Source organism: Exiguobacterium sp. H66, from assembly GCF_018618705.1.
Classification (GTDB): Bacteria; Bacillota; Bacilli; order Exiguobacteriales; family Exiguobacteriaceae; genus Exiguobacterium_A; species Exiguobacterium_A oxidotolerans.
Map to the genome: position 1 here is coordinate 429395 of NZ_JACSMQ010000002.1, position 17347 is coordinate 446741.

At 47.7% G+C, this 17347-nt stretch carries 10 protein-coding genes and 1 riboswitch; of the genes, 7 read left to right on the forward strand and 3 right to left on the reverse strand.

Features of this window, described 5'->3' with window-relative positions; genetic code table 11:
- Positions 1–176: 176 nt before the first annotated feature.
- Complete coding sequence (locus KNP88_RS05480; RefSeq protein ID WP_214892692.1) at positions 177–1784, reverse strand: alpha-glucosidase; 1608 nt, start codon at positions 1782–1784, stop codon at positions 177–179.
- Positions 1785–1950: 166 nt separating this feature from the next.
- Here KNP88_RS05480 and KNP88_RS05485 point away from each other — a divergent pair, with 166 nt between their 5' ends.
- From KNP88_RS05485 to KNP88_RS05500, 4 genes are all read left to right on the forward strand, one after another.
- A complete protein-coding gene (locus KNP88_RS05485) occupies positions 1951–3138 on the forward strand; it encodes an aminotransferase class I/II-fold pyridoxal phosphate-dependent enzyme (RefSeq protein ID WP_214892695.1) in 1188 nt (395 codons plus the stop codon).
- A gap of 62 nt (positions 3139–3200) precedes the next feature.
- Positions 3201–3307, forward strand: a riboswitch (SAM riboswitch).
- Between the two features lie 83 nt (positions 3308–3390).
- Positions 3391–4404: a methionine ABC transporter ATP-binding protein gene (locus KNP88_RS05490; RefSeq protein ID WP_214892698.1), complete on the forward strand. Its 1014-nt coding sequence runs from the start codon at positions 3391–3393 to the stop codon at positions 4402–4404.
- Positions 4394–5059: a methionine ABC transporter permease gene (locus KNP88_RS05495; RefSeq protein WP_214767083.1), complete on the forward strand. Its 666-nt coding sequence runs from the start codon at positions 4394–4396 to the stop codon at positions 5057–5059. Before KNP88_RS05490 ends, KNP88_RS05495 begins: the two co-directional genes overlap by 11 nt.
- A 33-nt stretch (positions 5060–5092) precedes the next feature.
- Positions 5093–5908 carry a MetQ/NlpA family ABC transporter substrate-binding protein gene (locus KNP88_RS05500; RefSeq protein WP_214892701.1) on the forward strand — a complete coding sequence of 272 codons (816 nt, stop codon included), beginning with the start codon at positions 5093–5095 and terminating at the stop codon, positions 5906–5908.
- 486 nt (positions 5909–6394) lie between these two features.
- Here the strand turns inward: KNP88_RS05500 and KNP88_RS05505 are convergent, their stop codons facing one another.
- Positions 6395–7273, reverse strand: a complete 879-nt coding sequence (locus KNP88_RS05505) for a CAP domain-containing protein (protein ID WP_214892703.1) — start codon at positions 7271–7273, stop codon at positions 6395–6397.
- A gap of 359 nt (positions 7274–7632) precedes the next feature.
- On the opposite strand from KNP88_RS05505, the gene KNP88_RS05510 reads away from it, so the two are divergent.
- Entirely contained in the window at positions 7633–7989 is a 357-nt protein-coding gene (locus tag KNP88_RS05510; RefSeq protein ID WP_159173107.1) for a hypothetical protein, read from the forward strand.
- A gap of 22 nt (positions 7990–8011) precedes the next feature.
- Here the strand turns inward: KNP88_RS05510 and KNP88_RS05515 are convergent, their stop codons facing one another.
- Positions 8012–10759, reverse strand: a complete 2748-nt coding sequence (locus tag KNP88_RS05515) for a chitobiase/beta-hexosaminidase C-terminal domain-containing protein (RefSeq protein WP_214892705.1) — start codon at positions 10757–10759, stop codon at positions 8012–8014.
- A 764-nt stretch (positions 10760–11523) separates the two neighbouring features.
- Here KNP88_RS05515 and KNP88_RS05520 point away from each other — a divergent pair.
- On the forward strand, positions 11524–13557 hold the full coding sequence (locus KNP88_RS05520) for a thioredoxin domain-containing protein (RefSeq protein WP_214892707.1): 2034 nt from the start codon (positions 11524–11526) through the stop codon (positions 13555–13557).
- A gap of 200 nt (positions 13558–13757) precedes the next feature.
- The gene (locus KNP88_RS05525; protein WP_214892710.1) at positions 13758–17339 is read left to right on the forward strand and encodes an SH3 domain-containing protein; all 3582 of its coding nucleotides are present in this window, start codon (positions 13758–13760) and stop codon (positions 17337–17339) included.
- Positions 17340–17347: the final 8 nt, after the last annotated feature.

Consider the following 17347-nt stretch of genomic DNA (forward strand, 5'->3'; position numbering starts at 1 on the left):
TCTGATTGATATTGGAGCGACTCTTGAGTCAGCTCCTTCTTTTTTCATCAGTCCGTTCGAAATCAGCGGGACCTAACCCTTGTCATGACCATTAATCAGAATGTTCCTCAAAACCACGGCACTTTTTCTAGCGTGTCACTTTCTTGTATTTTCCTAAGATGAGACCCTTCACTATTTCACCGACTCGTTTGGTACAGACGTGCCTCATAGGGCTGTAAAATCTCACTTGCACTCTCTTCATAGTTCGAGAGAAGTAACTGTTCATTCGGTAAGGCGAATGTCGTTTCGACCTGTTCATCATGGACGTTCAAGACGATTCGCCACGTCACGCCTGCGAATTCCCGTTCATATACGTAAAGATAAGGATCCTGAATCGCCAAATCACGATACACGCCATACACCATGACAGGATGTTCTTTTCGTAATTGAATCAACTCCCGGTAAAAAGCGAGAACCGATTGCGGATCCTGTTCAGCTGCCTGCACGTTGATTGTTTTATAGTTCGGATTGACCGTCATCCATGGTGTCCCTGTCGTAAATCCGCCTGTCCGGCTATCATCCCATTGCATCGGTGTCCGCGAATTATCCCGCGCCCGTAGCTGCATCGATGACAAGACAGTGCCACTCGGCTCTCCCGCTGCGACGCGCTCCTCGTAACGATTACGGAAGGCGACGTCTTGGTACAGAGAAGCATCCGAGAAACGAATACCCGTCATCCCGATTTCTTCTCCTTGATAGACATATGGGATACCCGGTAACGTGTGTAACATCAAGCCGAGTAATTTGGCGCTCTCGACACGATAGCGCTCGCTACCGAAGCGCGTGACTTGTCTTGTATGATCGTGATTATTCAAAAATTGTGAAGCGACGCCTTTCGGGTACAGCGCATCATACCACCGTTTTTGAATCTGTTTGTACCGCAGTAGGTCCATTTCTTCCATGTCATCGGCGACTTCGAAATGAAACAACGTCTGTAACTCCTGACGTTCTTCACTGACATATAACAGCCCGTCATCGGGACCGACAAACGGAATCTCCCCGACCGTAAACAAGTCTTTCCCCGCAAGAACTTCCTGATGCATCTCCTGTAAAAATTCATGGACTCCCGGTTGATTGCCTAAGTAGGACAAGTCAAACGGATCCTCCACATCGTCAAACGCCGCTCGTTTTTTAATCAAGTTAATGACATCCATCCGGAAACCATCGATGCCTCGGTCGATCCACCATCGCATCATCGCGTAGACAGCTTGACGGACGGCAGGCTGTTCCCAGTTCAAATCAGGTTGTTCTGAAGCAAACGAATGAAAATAGTACTGTTGCCGTCCTTCATCCCATGTCCATGGACTCGGCGCAAAATACGACCGCCAATTGTTTGGTGGTGTTTCTTTTTCCCCGTCATGCCAAATGTACCAATCTGACTTATCATTCGTTTGATCACGGCGCGACTCCTCAAACCAGTGATGTTGATTACTTGTGTGATTGACGACAAGATCGAGAATGATTTTTAAGCCGCGCGCATGCGCCGATTCAATCAGCTGGTCCAAATCTGCCATCGTGCCGGCTTTCTCCATGATGCCGTAATAGTCAGCGATGTCGTAACCGTTGTCGATATCAGGTGATGTATAACAGGGGTTAAGCCAAATGACATCCACCCCGAGTGAGGCGATGTAGTCGAGCTTTTCGATCACGCCCCGCAAGTCCCCCATCCCGTCTCCATTCGAGTCGTTAAAACTCCGCCAGTACACTTGATAAACGACGGCTTCTTTCCACCAGGTCCGATTCATCTTTTCCATCTCCCGTCTAGTAGTCGATCGATTACTTGTCTAGTGTATCAAGAACATCGTCTGAAATTGGAATGTTCTTCTAATTTTTAAGGAATTTTAAAAAACCTCTTTCATTTTGACTGAAAATTCGCTATTCTTGACGACAATACCTGAAGGAGGAACAGAGATGAAACATTTCGCCCCATCGATCGCCATCGATCGCTTGCCCGATCCCGTCTTCGCAGAACTTGCCCAACGGATCGGTTCCGTCAAAGCCGCAGGACACGACGTCATCACCCTTGGTCAAGGAACGCCGGACCAAACGACACCCGTACATATTCTCGATGCTTTAAAACAAGCCATCGATGATGCAAGTAATCTCCAGTACCCCCCGTTTCGCGGACATGATTTCTTAAAACAGGCCGTCGCTAATTTTTATGAATCAGAATTTGGCGTGTCGGTTGATCCGGCGACAGAAGTCGCGATTTTACTCGGAAGTAAGGCCGGCATCGTCGCCCTTCCGCAGACGATCGTCAATCCCGGTGAAGGGGTCATCGTCCCGGACCCTGGTTACCCGGATTACTTATCGGGCGCAGCACTTGCCGGTGCGTATCCGATCACGCTTCCGCTTCTCGCTGAAAATAGCTTTTTGCCTGACTATGATCTCCTCGATTCGCTTGACGTCGAACGAGCCCGGATGTTGTTCCTCAACTATCCGAGTAATCCGACCGGTGCGACAGCGACGGCAGCGGCTTTTGAACAGACGGTCGCGTTCGCTGATGCACATGACATTTGCGTCGTCCATGACTTAGCGTACGGCGGGATCAGTTTCGATGGTCCGACGCGGAGTTTCCTCCAGACGGAAGGCGCTAAGAATGTCGGGATTGAGTTGTTTTCACTCTCTAAACGGTTCAACATGTCCGGCTTCCGGATTGCCTTTGCAATCGGTAATCCGTCCGTCATCGCGAGCATCGAAACATACCAGGAACACCTTTACGTCAGTGCCTTCACACCGATCCAGCATGCAGCGACGGTCGCACTTTCAAGCGATCAGACATGTGTTCGTGAACTGAGTGCCTTGTATGAGACGCGACGTGATGCGTTGTTCGGTGCCTTAAACGAAATCGGCTGGGCAGGACCGGTTCCGGGTGGTTCGTTCTTCGTCTGGCTCCCTGTTCCGTCCGGCTTCACGTCCCAAAGCTTCACCGATCATCTGCTCGACGAAGCGCACGTCGCCGTGACACCGGGTCACTTCTTCGGTACGTATGGTGAAGGCTACGTCCGAATCAGTCTGATTGCCGATGTCGACCGGCTCGTCGAGGCCGTCAAACGAATCGGGACCCTTCAGTTGTTCCAAACCGCCGTTGCCGAATAATTCTGAAAAAACGTTTGACAGATGGGAATCATTTCCGTTAAAGTAAATCCCAACAGCATAGCTACTTATCGAGAGCGACCGAGGGATTAGGCCCAACGACGTCCGGCAACCACCAGTAATGGAACGGTGCCACATCCTACAGAACTTCTTTTGTTCTGAGAGATAAGTTACGAAATTCTACACTTCGTCGCTTTTTTCTGGTTGCTCTCTAACTGGAAAAAAGCGATTTTTTTGTATCGGGAGGGAAACATCATGATTGAGTTCGCACACATCACAAAACAATTTGTCCGTGACCGCACACCGATTTTTGCATTAAACGATGTCAACTTAACGATTGAACAAGGGGAAATCTTCGGCATCATCGGTGAATCCGGCGCCGGAAAAAGTACACTCTTACGGTTGATTAACGGACTCGAGACACCGACGAGCGGTACGGTCATAGTAGACGGAGCCAATCTATCACGTGTCTCCAAAACGTCTCTCCGCAAACTCCGTCTCCGGGTCGGTATGATCTTTCAACACTTTCAACTGATTCAGTCCCGCACCGTTGCCGACAATATCGCGTTCGCCTTAAAGGCTGCCGGTGTCAAACGGCGTGAGTTCCCGAAACGGATTCAAGAATTAACGGCACTCGTCGGACTCGAAGGATTCGAGACGAACTATCCGAGCCAACTCAGTGGTGGACAAAAACAACGCGTCGGCATCGCACGAGCGCTCGCCAACAATCCAAACATCTTACTCTGTGACGAAGCGACATCAGCGCTCGATCCCGTGACGACGCTCCAGATTCTCGATTTACTGAAAGATTTGAACGCCCGGCTCGGTTTGACGATCATCCTCATCACCCACGAAATCGACGTCGTCAAACAAATTTGTCACCGCGTTGCCGTCATGGCGCACGGTGAAGTCGTCGAAGTCGCTTCGACTTACGCCATATTTAGTCAAGCCGAACATCCGGTCACAAAACATTACGTCGATACGGCACTCCAAATCGAGTTACCGGAACGGATTTTACGGACGACACCCGGCAAAGTCATTCGACTTCAGTTCATGGGTGAAAAAACAGGTGAGAGTACCTTATCTGAAGCCATCAAACAATTCGATATCGCAGTCAGCATCCTACATGGGAAGGTCGACTACATTCAGGACGTCGCGTTTGGCGTCTTAATCGTCAGTTTGACGGGACCGACACTGCACGTGAATCGTGCCTTAACCTGGCTCGAGGGACAGTTGCACGCAATCGAGGTGATTCAAGATGTCGCTTGACCGGTTTACGACAATGCTTCCCGACTTAACGAAAGCACTCGGAGAGACGGCCTTCATGGTTGGCATTTCACTCGCCTTCGCCATTATCATCGGAATTCCACTCGGGATTTTATTATTCATCACCGACCGCGGACTCTTTTTCCAAAACGTCTTCATTCGAACGACGTTGGACTTCGCCATCAACATCGTCCGCTCGTTACCATTCATCATCCTACTCGTTGCTTTGATTCCATTGACGCAACTCATCACGAAGACGACGATCGGTCCTGCTGCCGCCTCGGTCAGCTTGAGCGTCGCCGCGATTCCGTTTCTCGCCCGACTCGTCGAAACCTCACTCCGTGAGATTCCGCCCGGTTTGATTGAAGCAGCAGAAGCGTGCGGGGCGAAACCGCTTCGCATCATTATCAGTGTTCTCCTTCCGGAAGCATTGCCCGGAATCATTCAAGGCTTGACGTTGACCTTGATCAGCCTGATCGGATTCTCAGCGATGGCAGGGATCGTCGGTGGCGGCGGAATTGGTGACCTCGCGATCCGGTTCGGTTATTACCGGTACGATAACGTCGTCATGATCATGACGATCGTCGTGCTCGTCGTCATCATTCAAGTCATTCAGGCACTCGGAAACCGGTTCGCACGTGTCGCCGATAAACGATAACTTACAAATAGAGAACGCAAGGGAGAGATTACGATGAAAAAACGCTATGTCTTTTTAGCAACAGGATTATTAGGAGCAAGCATCTTAGCTGGATGCGGTGACAGCAGTGCAAATGAAGAAACGAAGTCCATCAAAATCGGGGCGACGAGTGGTCCGTATAGCGATATGGTCAAAGAAGCGATTCAACCGGGACTCGAAAAGAAAGGCTACAACGTCGAAATCGTCGAATTCAGTGATTACATTCAACCGAACCTTGCCCTCGGGAGCGGTGATATCGATGCCAACCTGTTCCAGCACTCGATTTATTTAAAAACGTTTGCGAAAGAAAAAAATCTCGATCTCACAGGGCTGATCACTGTCCCAACCGCACCGATGGGATTATACAGCAAGTCCTATAAGACGTTGGACGATGTCAAAGAAGGTGCTGAAGTCGCAACACCCAATGACCCGACGAACCAGGCACGTGCTTTGAACCTGCTCGCCGACCAAGGGTGGATCGAACTAAAAGCAGACGCCGATCCACTGACTGTTTCCGAAAAAGATATCGTCAAAAACCCGAAAAAACTCGTCATCAAACCGCTTGAAGCAGCGCAGCTCCCACGCGCTGTCGAAAGTGTGGATATTTCAGCCGTCCCGGGAAATTTTGCCCTCGCTGCGAAATTTGACTTACTCGATGCACTCGCACTCGAGACGATGGACGAGCAGTACCGTAATCTGGTCGCCGTCAAAACAAGTGATCAAGATAAACAACTTGCAAAAGACTTGACGGCCGTCGTCCAATCGGATGCTTTTAATGATGTAATTGAAAAATCATTCAAAGGATTCAGCAAACCGGACTGGGCGAATTGAGTGACAGTGTCTGTGTCACTTTTACAGAAAGACCTTTGTCTTGCCTACCCCCCGAAGATAAATGATATAAAAAAGAACCGGACGGCTCCATCTCCTTTTAACAACAGGGGTGGGCCGTCCGTTTTTTCGATAGTATCTCTGTTACTCGTCGCTCCGCCTTCCCGAATCGCAGCCTTTCTCAGGTCTTCTTCCATTAGAAAGCCTAAAAAGATTTGCTTCCACGTGACTCCTACGGGAAAAAGCGCAAGGCTCGCTTGCGCTGTCAGAGGCAGGCGAGACCCTGCATCTTGACCTGTAAGGGAAAGAGGCAACGGCTTGCGCCTCGCCCGAGGAAAGCACGGGAAGTAAGAATCTTTCGTACCACTTATATCAACCACCTACGTTTTTTGATTCGTAAGATATCACGTTTCCCGGGACTCAAGACAAACCAAAAAGCCTAGGTTCCCATTGACGAGAACCTAGGCTTTACTTTAGTTTGTGCTATTTTCACGGTGTTCTAAAGTTAATCGTAAAGTACGGTGCATCTTTTCTAAACGCCACTCCGACATCCGCTTGTTTGAAACCACTTTGCATGATATTCTCACGATGCCCTTTTGAGTTCATCAATCCCCAGTGGGCAGCGAAGACATTCGGATACCCCATCGATAAGTTTTCACCCGCCATCGAGAAGCGAATGCCTTCTGCCTTCATCCGGTCGAACGGGTCACGGCCTTCAGGATCCGTATGCGAGAAAAAGTTATTCTCCGCCATGTTTTCACTGTGTCCGCGCGTGACCGGTTTTAATGCTGTATACGGTGACAATGCTGGTTTCTTGTACTCGGCACGTTCCCAGTTCATCAAGCGTAACATCAACTTCTCATCCGTCGTCCGCAACGCTTTTGAAGCAGCACCGTAGAACCCTTCTTTTTTCGCTTCGACGTCCTTCGGAATCGCCAGTGTTGCTTTGACGCGATTTTTATCATATTGATCAAAGAAATACGTCACGTAGTTATCATTCTTTTCATAGACGGCTGCGTGATCAAGGTTCAACATGTAGTTCGTATTTCCCTTTCGATAGGACTTGACGACCTTCCAACCTTTTTTCGCAAGCGTCGCTTCCGTATCTTTATTTAACGTCGCGCCTTGCGTCGTCACGCCATCCCGGAAACGATACTTCCCGTAATCTTTCCCGTCTTTCGTCAGTGCGACAAACTCTTCTGTCGCTGTCCGTCTGACTTCCCACTTGTATCCCGGGTACTCACTTGTATATGCGTCAATCAGCTTTCCCCCACTTTTCGGGTACTCCGCCTCCGCTTGTTCGATTGGAACGCTTTCGCAACCAAAGAAAGCAAATGCTATTACCCCGAGGACTAATACTTTTTTCATCCTGCTGGTCCGCCCCCTTCTTTCTTGCATTACCCTTATTTTAAAAGAAATTGAACCGTTCGAACAGTCAGAGTATCCATTCTAAGAAAATCACATGATTCATTCGACTCGTTCACAATACAGACACATTTTAGCAACATCGCCTCTAAAGGTCTGACAACTTAGTCTGAAGCCATTCTCATTTCATTATCGTACAGAAAATGAACTATTTTTCCCTCTTGTTGAAATGTGTGAACATTCTTTTATTTTCATTCTTTGCAAATCTTATTGCCGTTCTTCCATCACCTAGCTAATATTAGGAATCGTAAGGAAAAAAAATACGAGTTTGCCCATATAATATCCATCAAAAGGAGTATGCCATGATTCTTCTCTACTTTATCTATGAATCGATTACGTTTCTCGCGATTCAGCAGTACTTGTTTTCAGGTTGGATGATTCTCGTTGTGTTGACGGTCTCCTTTAGTCTCGCGAACGCACATGACGAAGTTCACTATAGCCAACGTTTCGGATTCGAACTGCTCGTCCCCGGTGTCGGAAACTTATTACGGAAGAACTTTATCGTCGGTCTTGCCACGATTATTACCTTAATCATCATCCACTTCATGTACATGTTCCGGATCCTTCCTCTTGAAACCGCCTTGCTCCTCACCTTTTCAATCAGTACCCTTTCCTTCCTATCTCTTTTTATCCGAACGCAAAAAAAAGCGGACCGCTAAGTCCGCTTTTAAGCCTCTTTACTTAATACTTATCTGTTTCTTTCAATTTATACCCATTCGATAATTCTAACCAAACCGTATTTCCTTTTTTCGTTTTCACCTTGATGTAAGGACGGTCTTTAGAAACACGTAGCTCAAGAAGTTCACCTTGCTGATCAGCGTGTGTCTCACTTGCTTTATCCCAGTTTCCTGCAAGTTTACGCTCGATGAAGATATGTTTTCCTTTTTGAACAGCACGCCATTTCCCAATTTCTGCTTTACCATTAACTGCTTTTGCGCTTTCCATCCCCTGAATCGAAATGATTGCCGGATCGTGGTCGCTCGCGCTTCCGTCTGCTTCCATGTAATCTGAGTTGATGTTGACGATGTCAGAAGACGTATACGATTTTAAGTTTTTCGAGATTAAGATGTGATCGAGTACTTGTGCGTTACCATTATAGACGTACGAGTAACGTTCTGATTTCGGAAGATCATCGACCGTGTTCCAAAGATTTTTCCCTTTGAGAATATCGAGTGTTTTCGAGAACTGGAAGTCATTCAAGTCACCAAGAACAACGACATTCGAGTCTTTGACTTCTGTTTCGAGTTCATTGACGAAATCTTGGACGATTGTCGCAATCGCATGACGCTGTACTTCGCTCTTACGTACGACCGGTTGATTTTTACCGAAGTCTGCTCCGTCGCCACCTTTAGAGTTAAAGTGGTTGACGATGACATGGTACGACTCTCCTTTAAAGAGGAATTCCCCGACGAGTGGCTTCCGTGAACTTGCGAAGTTCGGGTCTAGCGGTTGAATCCGTCCCGGGTTACTCGTCAACTTGCCGTTTTCGACCGAGACCGCTTCCGTCGCCGTACCTTTTTTACCTGGGGCAAGTGAAACGCGCTCCGGGTTGTACAAGAAGCCGACACGGATGTTTCCGCCTGGCTGCCCGCCATCTTTTTTATCTTCTGGTGCGATGTCTGTATACGCATATTTAACACCTGTTTTCGCTTCAATTGCGGCAATCAATGTTTCAAATGATTTGGATGCATCGACGGTTCCACTATCAACTGCACCATCGTTATCTTGCATTTCTGTCAAACCAACGATGTCCGGTGTTTTAAGGAACGTCGCGATCCCTTCCGAGACACGATCAACTTTCCCGGCGTCTGCTGTCGAAGCAAAGTTTTCGACGTTATACGATGCGACCGTCAAACGTGACTCTCCTGTTTCGATGTTCGTCGGTTGACGATCAATTTCACTCGTGACGAGTTTCGGAAGATCAGCTGCTTTTGACAAGACTTTATAAGCAGAATAGTTGTAGCTCATGACCCCTTCAATCGTTCCTTCAAAACGGTCACCTGATTTCGCACGGTATGACGAACTGCCCATCTCGACGAAGAGACGTTCCGGGTTGACGTTGTCTGCCGTCAAGATTGGTGTACCGCGTTTCGTGTAGACTTTGTCTGCTGTTTGCGTCCGGACCGGAATCGTCCGGTTTGCTTGCGGACCTGTGACGATGGCATTCGGAAGTGCGACACGCATCCCTTCGACACTTTCATACAGGTCGATTGCATCTTCTTCCGGATCAAAGTTCGCGAACGCATCGTTATCGACCACATCCGTCGGAATCAAGACGCCGTCCCCACCGAGGACGATGCTTGCAGGTAGCCCTTCGTTAAGCGCTCCTTTGACGAGGTTAACGGCACTGATTTCCGTTACGGGCAGATCGGTATCGAACTTATCGCTGTACCCGCCTAAAATCCATTCTTTGACGTAACCCGTCGTCGCGACCTTTTGTCCGACTGCTGCTCCGTGGTTTTTCGAATACACTAAGATACCTTCAGACGTTTTACTGTTATTATCCGGATTCGGATCCTGCATGTAGAAGTTATTTGCATCCACGACATACGTGACGACACCTGTCGTCCGGACGAGTTGATCGGCGTATGGAGACAAATGTGCAATTCCTTGGATACTGCTGATTTTCGTGATGGGTGGTGCGATGTAATATTTGAACGTCGAAACGGCTGACGTTTTACCATTCTTGACGACGACTGCTTGAATCGTCATTTCCTCATTAATTGTGATCGGCTCTGAGTAAACCGGACTTTCAACTGTCGGTGTTGATCCATCGACTGTATAGTGAATCGTCCCTTCTCCTGTAAGTGTTACTTTATCACCACGCTCGACTTCACCGACCGGGTCAGCCGTTGGTGCAACGAGAATATCGCCTGCTTCTGCTTTATGTGATCCTAAATCTGTTAATGTATCGACCGGGAAGCTTGTCCATTGTGACGGTTCATATGTTTTTGAACCGGTCGTCACGTTTGCGTTACGGACGAGCGTCGTATCTTTCGCGAAATCCGCACTTGAACCGACTGGTCCGATGATGTCGAGGACGACATCTCCTTTTTTCAGGGCAACGGGATCGTTACCGTTGAAGTTCAGTGATCCTGTCGTTTGTTGTGCTTTTGCTTTAATGTCAGCATTTGCACTTGAGTTTGCAATGACGAATGTTTTCCCCGGGTCAATCGTTCCGGAAAGCGTGATTTTTGATTCAGACGGTCCACCATTCGTATACTGTACGAGTGTGTAGTCAGCGAGATTGATGATTTGCCCCGAACCATTGTAAATCTCGATCGCTTTGTTATTGCTCGATCCTTCTATGTACTCTGACAGGATGACGCCTTCGCCCTCTGCCCCTACGATGATGCCTGCCTGCGGAAGAATACCTGCTGTTAATGCTCCGACCAATGCCCACTTACCAAACGTACTTCCGTATTTCATGATGTTGACCCCCTATTTAATTTTCTGACACTTCTTTATAATATCAGAAATAATTTGTAAAGGTGTATATTTTTCGTAAAAAAACATGTTATCCTTCGTAAATGATAATAATGGTATCGCTTACAAATTTTTATCGTTCGTTTTTTATAATTATCTTTTGGAGTCATTCTCGTCAATGGATGTCTTCCCACCGTTAGCAGGTTAAAAAAGGGCATAAAAAAAACGCCTTCTCAGCGTGTTGGTTTCTTTTACATTAGTTGTCAGTGGAATCGAGGACACAGGTGATCAAAACACCTGAAACGACGAAAGCCCTACCTCTCTTTCGTTGTTACGGCTCCTTGGCCGCGCCAGCTGAATCAAGCGTTTTAGCAAGAATCAAGTTGCGTATTAGGTTACGCATTTACTGGGATTTTTAGAGTTTCGCTCGGATGAGCTGAAAAGTATCGAATGGAAGGTTTATCTTGCTGGGTCAACTTCTTCCCTAAAGAAGAAGGACAAAATAAAAGCGATGACTTATGTCTGACTCTATTGTCAGTTAAGGTCTAAAAATCCTGACCTGATTATTAAATTGTGTATTGTGGGTTAAAGATTCTCACATGAGTGATCATCCCCGATTCATGACATTTCTTAATATAACACAAAATATTTTACAAAGTCAATCTTTTTTTCATTTCTAGATCTCTTTGACTAAATCAAGTTGATACAGACCTTAGAAATCGCTATCGTAAAGATACAAATAATATAGAAGAAACGAGGTACACATTATGCCGACAAACCGGTTGATTCACGAAACAAGCCCTTACCTGCAACAACATGCTTCCAATCCGGTTGATTGGTATCCGTGGGGAGAAGAAGCCTTCACTGCCGCCCGGACAGCAAATAAACCGATTTTTTTATCGATTGGGTATTCGACCTGTCACTGGTGCCACGTCCTTGCCCACGAAAGTTTCGAGGATGACGAAACGGCGACGATGCTCAACAATCGTTTCATCTCGATTAAAGTCGACCGGGAGGAACGGCCGGATATCGACCAAATCTACATGACGGCAGCCCAAATCATGACCGGTCAAGGAGGGTGGCCGCTCAGCGTCTTCATGTCGCCGGAACAAGTTCCGTTTTATATTGGGACGTATTTTCCGAAGACACCCCAGTTCAACCGTCCGAGTTTCCGACAAGTCCTGCTTCAGCTGAGCGAACACTATCAAACGGATCCACAAAAAATTAATCGGGTCGGTACACAAATCGAACAGGCGTTGCTCGATGTCAGCACGGTCAAGCAGCACGGCACGCTGGATGAGGAACTGTTACACACAACATTTGATCAAGCGATGCGTCAATTCGATGTCACGCATGGCGGATTTGGCGGTGCACCGAAATTTCCGTCTCCGTCCCTGTTGACGTTCCTGCTCGATTATTACCAGTACGCGGAAGACGAGACGGCACTCCAGATGGTCATGCGGACGCTGACTGCGATGCGTGACGGCGGCATCACCGATCAAGTCGGCTTCGGCCTCTATCGTTATACCGTGGATGCCGCTTGGATGATTCCCCATTTTGAAAAGATGCTCTACGATAATGCCTTGTTCGCGACCCTTTGCCTCGAGACGTATCAAGCTTCCGGGAATGACCGCTTCAAACAGTACGCGGAAGAAATCTTCACGTATGTCGAACGTGACCTGTTATCGAACGAAGGTGCTTTCTACTCGGCAGAAGATGCGGATAGTGACGGTCACGAAGGACTTTTTTATAGTTTCTCCTATGATGAGCTGACACAACTGCTAGGTGAAGAAGCCTTCTTCCCGCGGTATTACGGTGCAACACCAAACGGGAACTTCGAAGGACGGAATGTGTTTCATCGTTCAAATCAAGATCTCCACGCATTCGCTGCTGAAGTAGCACGCCCCGTCGCAGATGTCGTGCGCCAACTTGAACACGAACGGCAACAACTCTTTTCACACCGCGCGCATCGAACTCGACCGTTTCGGGATGATAAGATTTTGACGTCATGGAACGCGTTAATGATTTCCGCTTTTGCAAAAGCAGGGCGGATTTTAGGAAACCCGCATTATACGACCGTTGCCAAACGCGCGCTCACCTTCATCGAGCACCACTTATTCGATGGTAGTGGATTACGCGTCAGCTATCGAGAAGGACGCGCTCAAGGCAGAGGATTTCTCGACGACTACAGTTTCCTCACGGAAGCTTATCTCGAGCTTCATCTTACGACGCAAGAAGTATCGTACCTTAAACAGGCTCGTCACCTGACGGATGTCATGCTTCCAGCGTTCGGCGATCCGTCCGGCAGCTTCTTCTTCACGGCGTCAGAAGCAGAACACTTGTTGATTCGACCGAAGGAAGTCTATGACGGTGTGACACCGGCTGGTAATAGCACGGCGACCTTGAACTTATTCCGCCTCTCCCAACTGACGGGAGACTCGCGTTACCTCGAGACAGCGCACCGTATCCTTCAATCGGTCGCGGAAGAGATCAAGCAACAACCGACCGGTTATGCTTCATTAATGAGCGTCTATTGCCGTATCATGATGAAACCTCAAGAATTGATTGTGTTAGCAGACGACATGACGAAGGTCGAACCGTATCTCCGGCGCCTCTTCAAACGCCGTCACCCGGAGTTATCCCTTCTCGTCGGCCGAAAAGCAGAACTACTGGAAATCGCTCCATTTATCGAAGACTACCAGTTGATCGCGGGTCAACCGACAGCCTATCTGTGCCACGACTTTACGTGCGATCAACCGACGACAAACCTCGACGAACTCCTCGCTCAATTGGACCTCTAACAATCATTCCCTTCTGTTTTCTACAAACAGAAGGGTTTTTCAAAAATCTAAACCCCTATTTTCAAAAAAATTCTAATTTTACTTTAGATAAATGTTTTATTGTCGATAGTAGAGATAGGAACACTTATCTTACACCTTAGAATCGACACCCTAGAGCCTGAAACGTCCCCGGACGAATTCTAACTAGGAGGAAATGCTCTTTGAACACGACACTATTCACGAAAACCTTGAAGATGCTCGTCAGCTTCATCATGGTCCTCGGCGTAATGTTTACGTATACTAAAGCACCTGAGGCCGCCACGACGAAAGCGACGACTTATCGCCTGTCTACAGATAGTTATCTGTATGACCGGACGACATCTTCCCGGAAACGCTTGTTGACGATCAAGACCGGAACAATCGTTTCATCCACGTATGAATCTACTTCTGGCTATTTCAGAAGAGTAACGTACGGCGGAAAAACGGGATACGTCGCGTCAAAATATTTAACACCCTACTATCAAAAACAATCGATCAGTGGGCAACGCTTCGCCATTTCAAAACCGATGACGCTCCATCAATCTGCGATGACGACCGCGAAAACAATCGCGACACTCGATGCAAACGATGTCTACTACACTTCTCAAAAGGTCATCAATCCTTACGGTGAAGTGTGGTATCGCGTCATGTACGACGGAAAGACAAGCTACATTCAAGCGCTCAACGCAAATCCGATCAGCTATCAACGTTTGACGGATACGACGTATGAGACGACCGATGCGTACAGCCTTCGTCAATACGCAGGAACAGGCTTCCCGCGTGAACTCGTCGTTCCGAGCGGGACGTCCTTAAAGACGACAGGTCGCATTGGGGATTGGTTCAAAGTATCCTATGCCGGAAAATCCGGTTATATGTACAAAGAGGCATTCCTTGGCGCCTCTAAACAAAACGTCACGACAATCCAAGAAACAACGTTCAAATTAAAGCTCACGACGTCGCTTTATGATGCGACGGACTTAAGTAAAAAATCGCTTTTGACGATCCCAAGCGGTACTCTCGTCAAATCGACCGCCAAATCAGGTCTCTATCACCGTGTTACATACAACGGGAAAACGGGCTTTGTGTTAACGACGGCACTCACTGAGTATACGTCGACTGCTAAAATCGCTTCTTCTCGTTTCATGATGACGAAGTCGCTTGAAATTAAAGCGACCCCATCCAGTACGAGCTCTACAAAAGCGACATTCCACTCAGGTGATGTCTACTATACAAAATACTTGGTGACGAACGCGATTGGCGAACAATGGCACAAAGTATCAAAAGATGGTCAGACTGGGTATGTCAAAATCAATCAAGGAACGTCGATCGCTTATAAAGCACTGACGGATCTCTCCTTAAAAACGACTGCTCCGACGGCACTTCGTTCCTATGCCGGTCCTTCATATGCGACCGTCAAAACGATTCCGACGGGTATGGTCATCGCAATTAAAGGTCAAATCGGCAGCTGGTACAAAATCACGTATGATGGCAAATCAGGTTATGCAGCAGCTTCAACGTTTGCCGATCATGTCACGACTGAAAAAATATCAGGTGTCCGTTTCAAACTTTCAACTGACGTCGCCATCAAAGCTTCACCAAAATCGTCAGCAACGACAGTCGCGACGTTCAGCAAGGATGACATTTATTATACGACTCAAGTCGTCACAAACGGCTCAGCTAAATGGCACCGTGTCACAAAAGACGGTAAGACAGGTTACATCCCTGTCAACCAAGGGACGCCCGTCTCTTATGCGTCAGAAGACTTGAACGTCAAGACGACTGCAACGACGTCACTCCGCTCTTACGCCGGATCTTACGACGTCATTAAAGCAATCCCGGCAGGAACGATCTTAACGATCAAAGGCAAAATCAACGAGTGGTACAAACTCTCGTTCGATGGAAAAACGGGTTATGCCGACTCTGCTACAATGACGGAATTAATTACGAAGCAATCCTTGTCTTCTTCACGCTTCATCTTATCGAAATCCGTCGAAATCAAAGCAAGTCATCATTCGACTGCTGATACGATCAAGACACTATCGGCTGGAAACGTCTACTATACGACGCAGCTCGTCACGAATGGACGCGATGAGAAGTGGCACCGTATGTCAATCGACGGACAAACAGGTTATGTCAAGATCAATCAAGGAACACCGATCTTATATAACAGCTTACCTTCACACCAGTATGAAGCGACAGCTGCAACACCAATTCGCTCGTACGCTGGATCATCATACGCAACACTCACGACGATTCCGACTGACACAGTCGTGACGCTAAGCGGACAGATTGGTGAATGGGTCAAAGTAACTTACAATGGCAAAACGGGTTATGCTTCGAGCGCTACACTGAAAGAGCATCTCGAAACCAAAAAAATCACAGGTTCACGCTTCTTGCTGAACAGTGCCATTGCCGTCAAATCATCTCCGGATGATACGGCAACAACTGTCACGACGTTAGGTTTCGGAAATGTTTACTACACGACGACACTCGTCACGACATTCACGAACAGCCAGTGGCATAAAATCACGGTCGATGGGAAAACAGGGTACGTCAAACTCGGTCAAGCGACGTCACCAATCAGCTACACGGCAAAAGACAAGCTGTATGTAAGAGCAACTGCGCCTACGTCACTTCGCTCGTACGTCGGTGATTCTTACAACGTCTTAACGACGATTCCTGCAAACATCGTCCTGACCGTCACTGGTCAAATCGGAAACTGGTATAAAGTCAGCTACGATGGTAAAACAGGCTATGCGTATAATGGCACACTCGTCACGACATCATCGAAATTGAACGTCTACAATTCAGTTGCGACACCGTACACGTTCGACAGTTTCATCAGTGCACAAATGAAATTGTATCCATCACCACAAACAGATCTGTACAAAAATAAGATCATGTATGTCAGTGCTGGTTACGTCCGACTCGGTGGTGGACTCGATCCCGTTTACGGAACGCTTGCAAGCGTCACAGCGACGACACCGCTCAACATCCGCTCAGGCGCGACGACAGCGAGTCACATCTATGGTCAGTTCAAACCAAACAATTTAATTAAGGTCTACCAAAACGTCAGCGGTTTCTATACGACGTATCCACGCGTCTACAGTTCATCTTCGAACTACTCGACAATCCAGTGGTTAAATGCACTCGAGTCAGACGTCCGTGATATCGCTGATCCATTGAAGGTCGACCGTAACTCACAATCATTCTATCAATTCCTTGATTTATCGAAGTCGACGGGTGCTTCTGCCGCGACGCTCGATAAAGTCATCGGTTCAAAAGGCATCTTTGCAAAATGTACGACAGGAAGTTGCGGACAAGCTTTCATCGACGCAGGTGCAAAATATGCAGTCAATGAAGCATACCTCATCTCGCATGCGATGCTTGAGACAGGCAACGGCACGTCGACACTCGCGATGGGTGTGACATGGAACGGACGTAAAGTCTACAACATGTACGGAATCGGTGCATATGACTATGATGCGATCAACACTGGCGCAGCTTACGCATACAGCCAAGGCTGGTTCACACCGGAAGCAGCGATCATTGGTGGTGCGGAGTTCATTAGCACGAAGTACATCCATAATGCCTACGACCAAAACACGCTTTACAAAATGCGCTGGAGTCCGACGCGCCCTGGTTCCCATCAATATGCAACAGACATGGGCTGGGCTGTAAAACAGACGTACCAACTCTATAACCTTTATCAACAGATGGACAGTTATACGGCCGTCTTCGATATTCCAGTTTTTGCACGATAAGCACGACT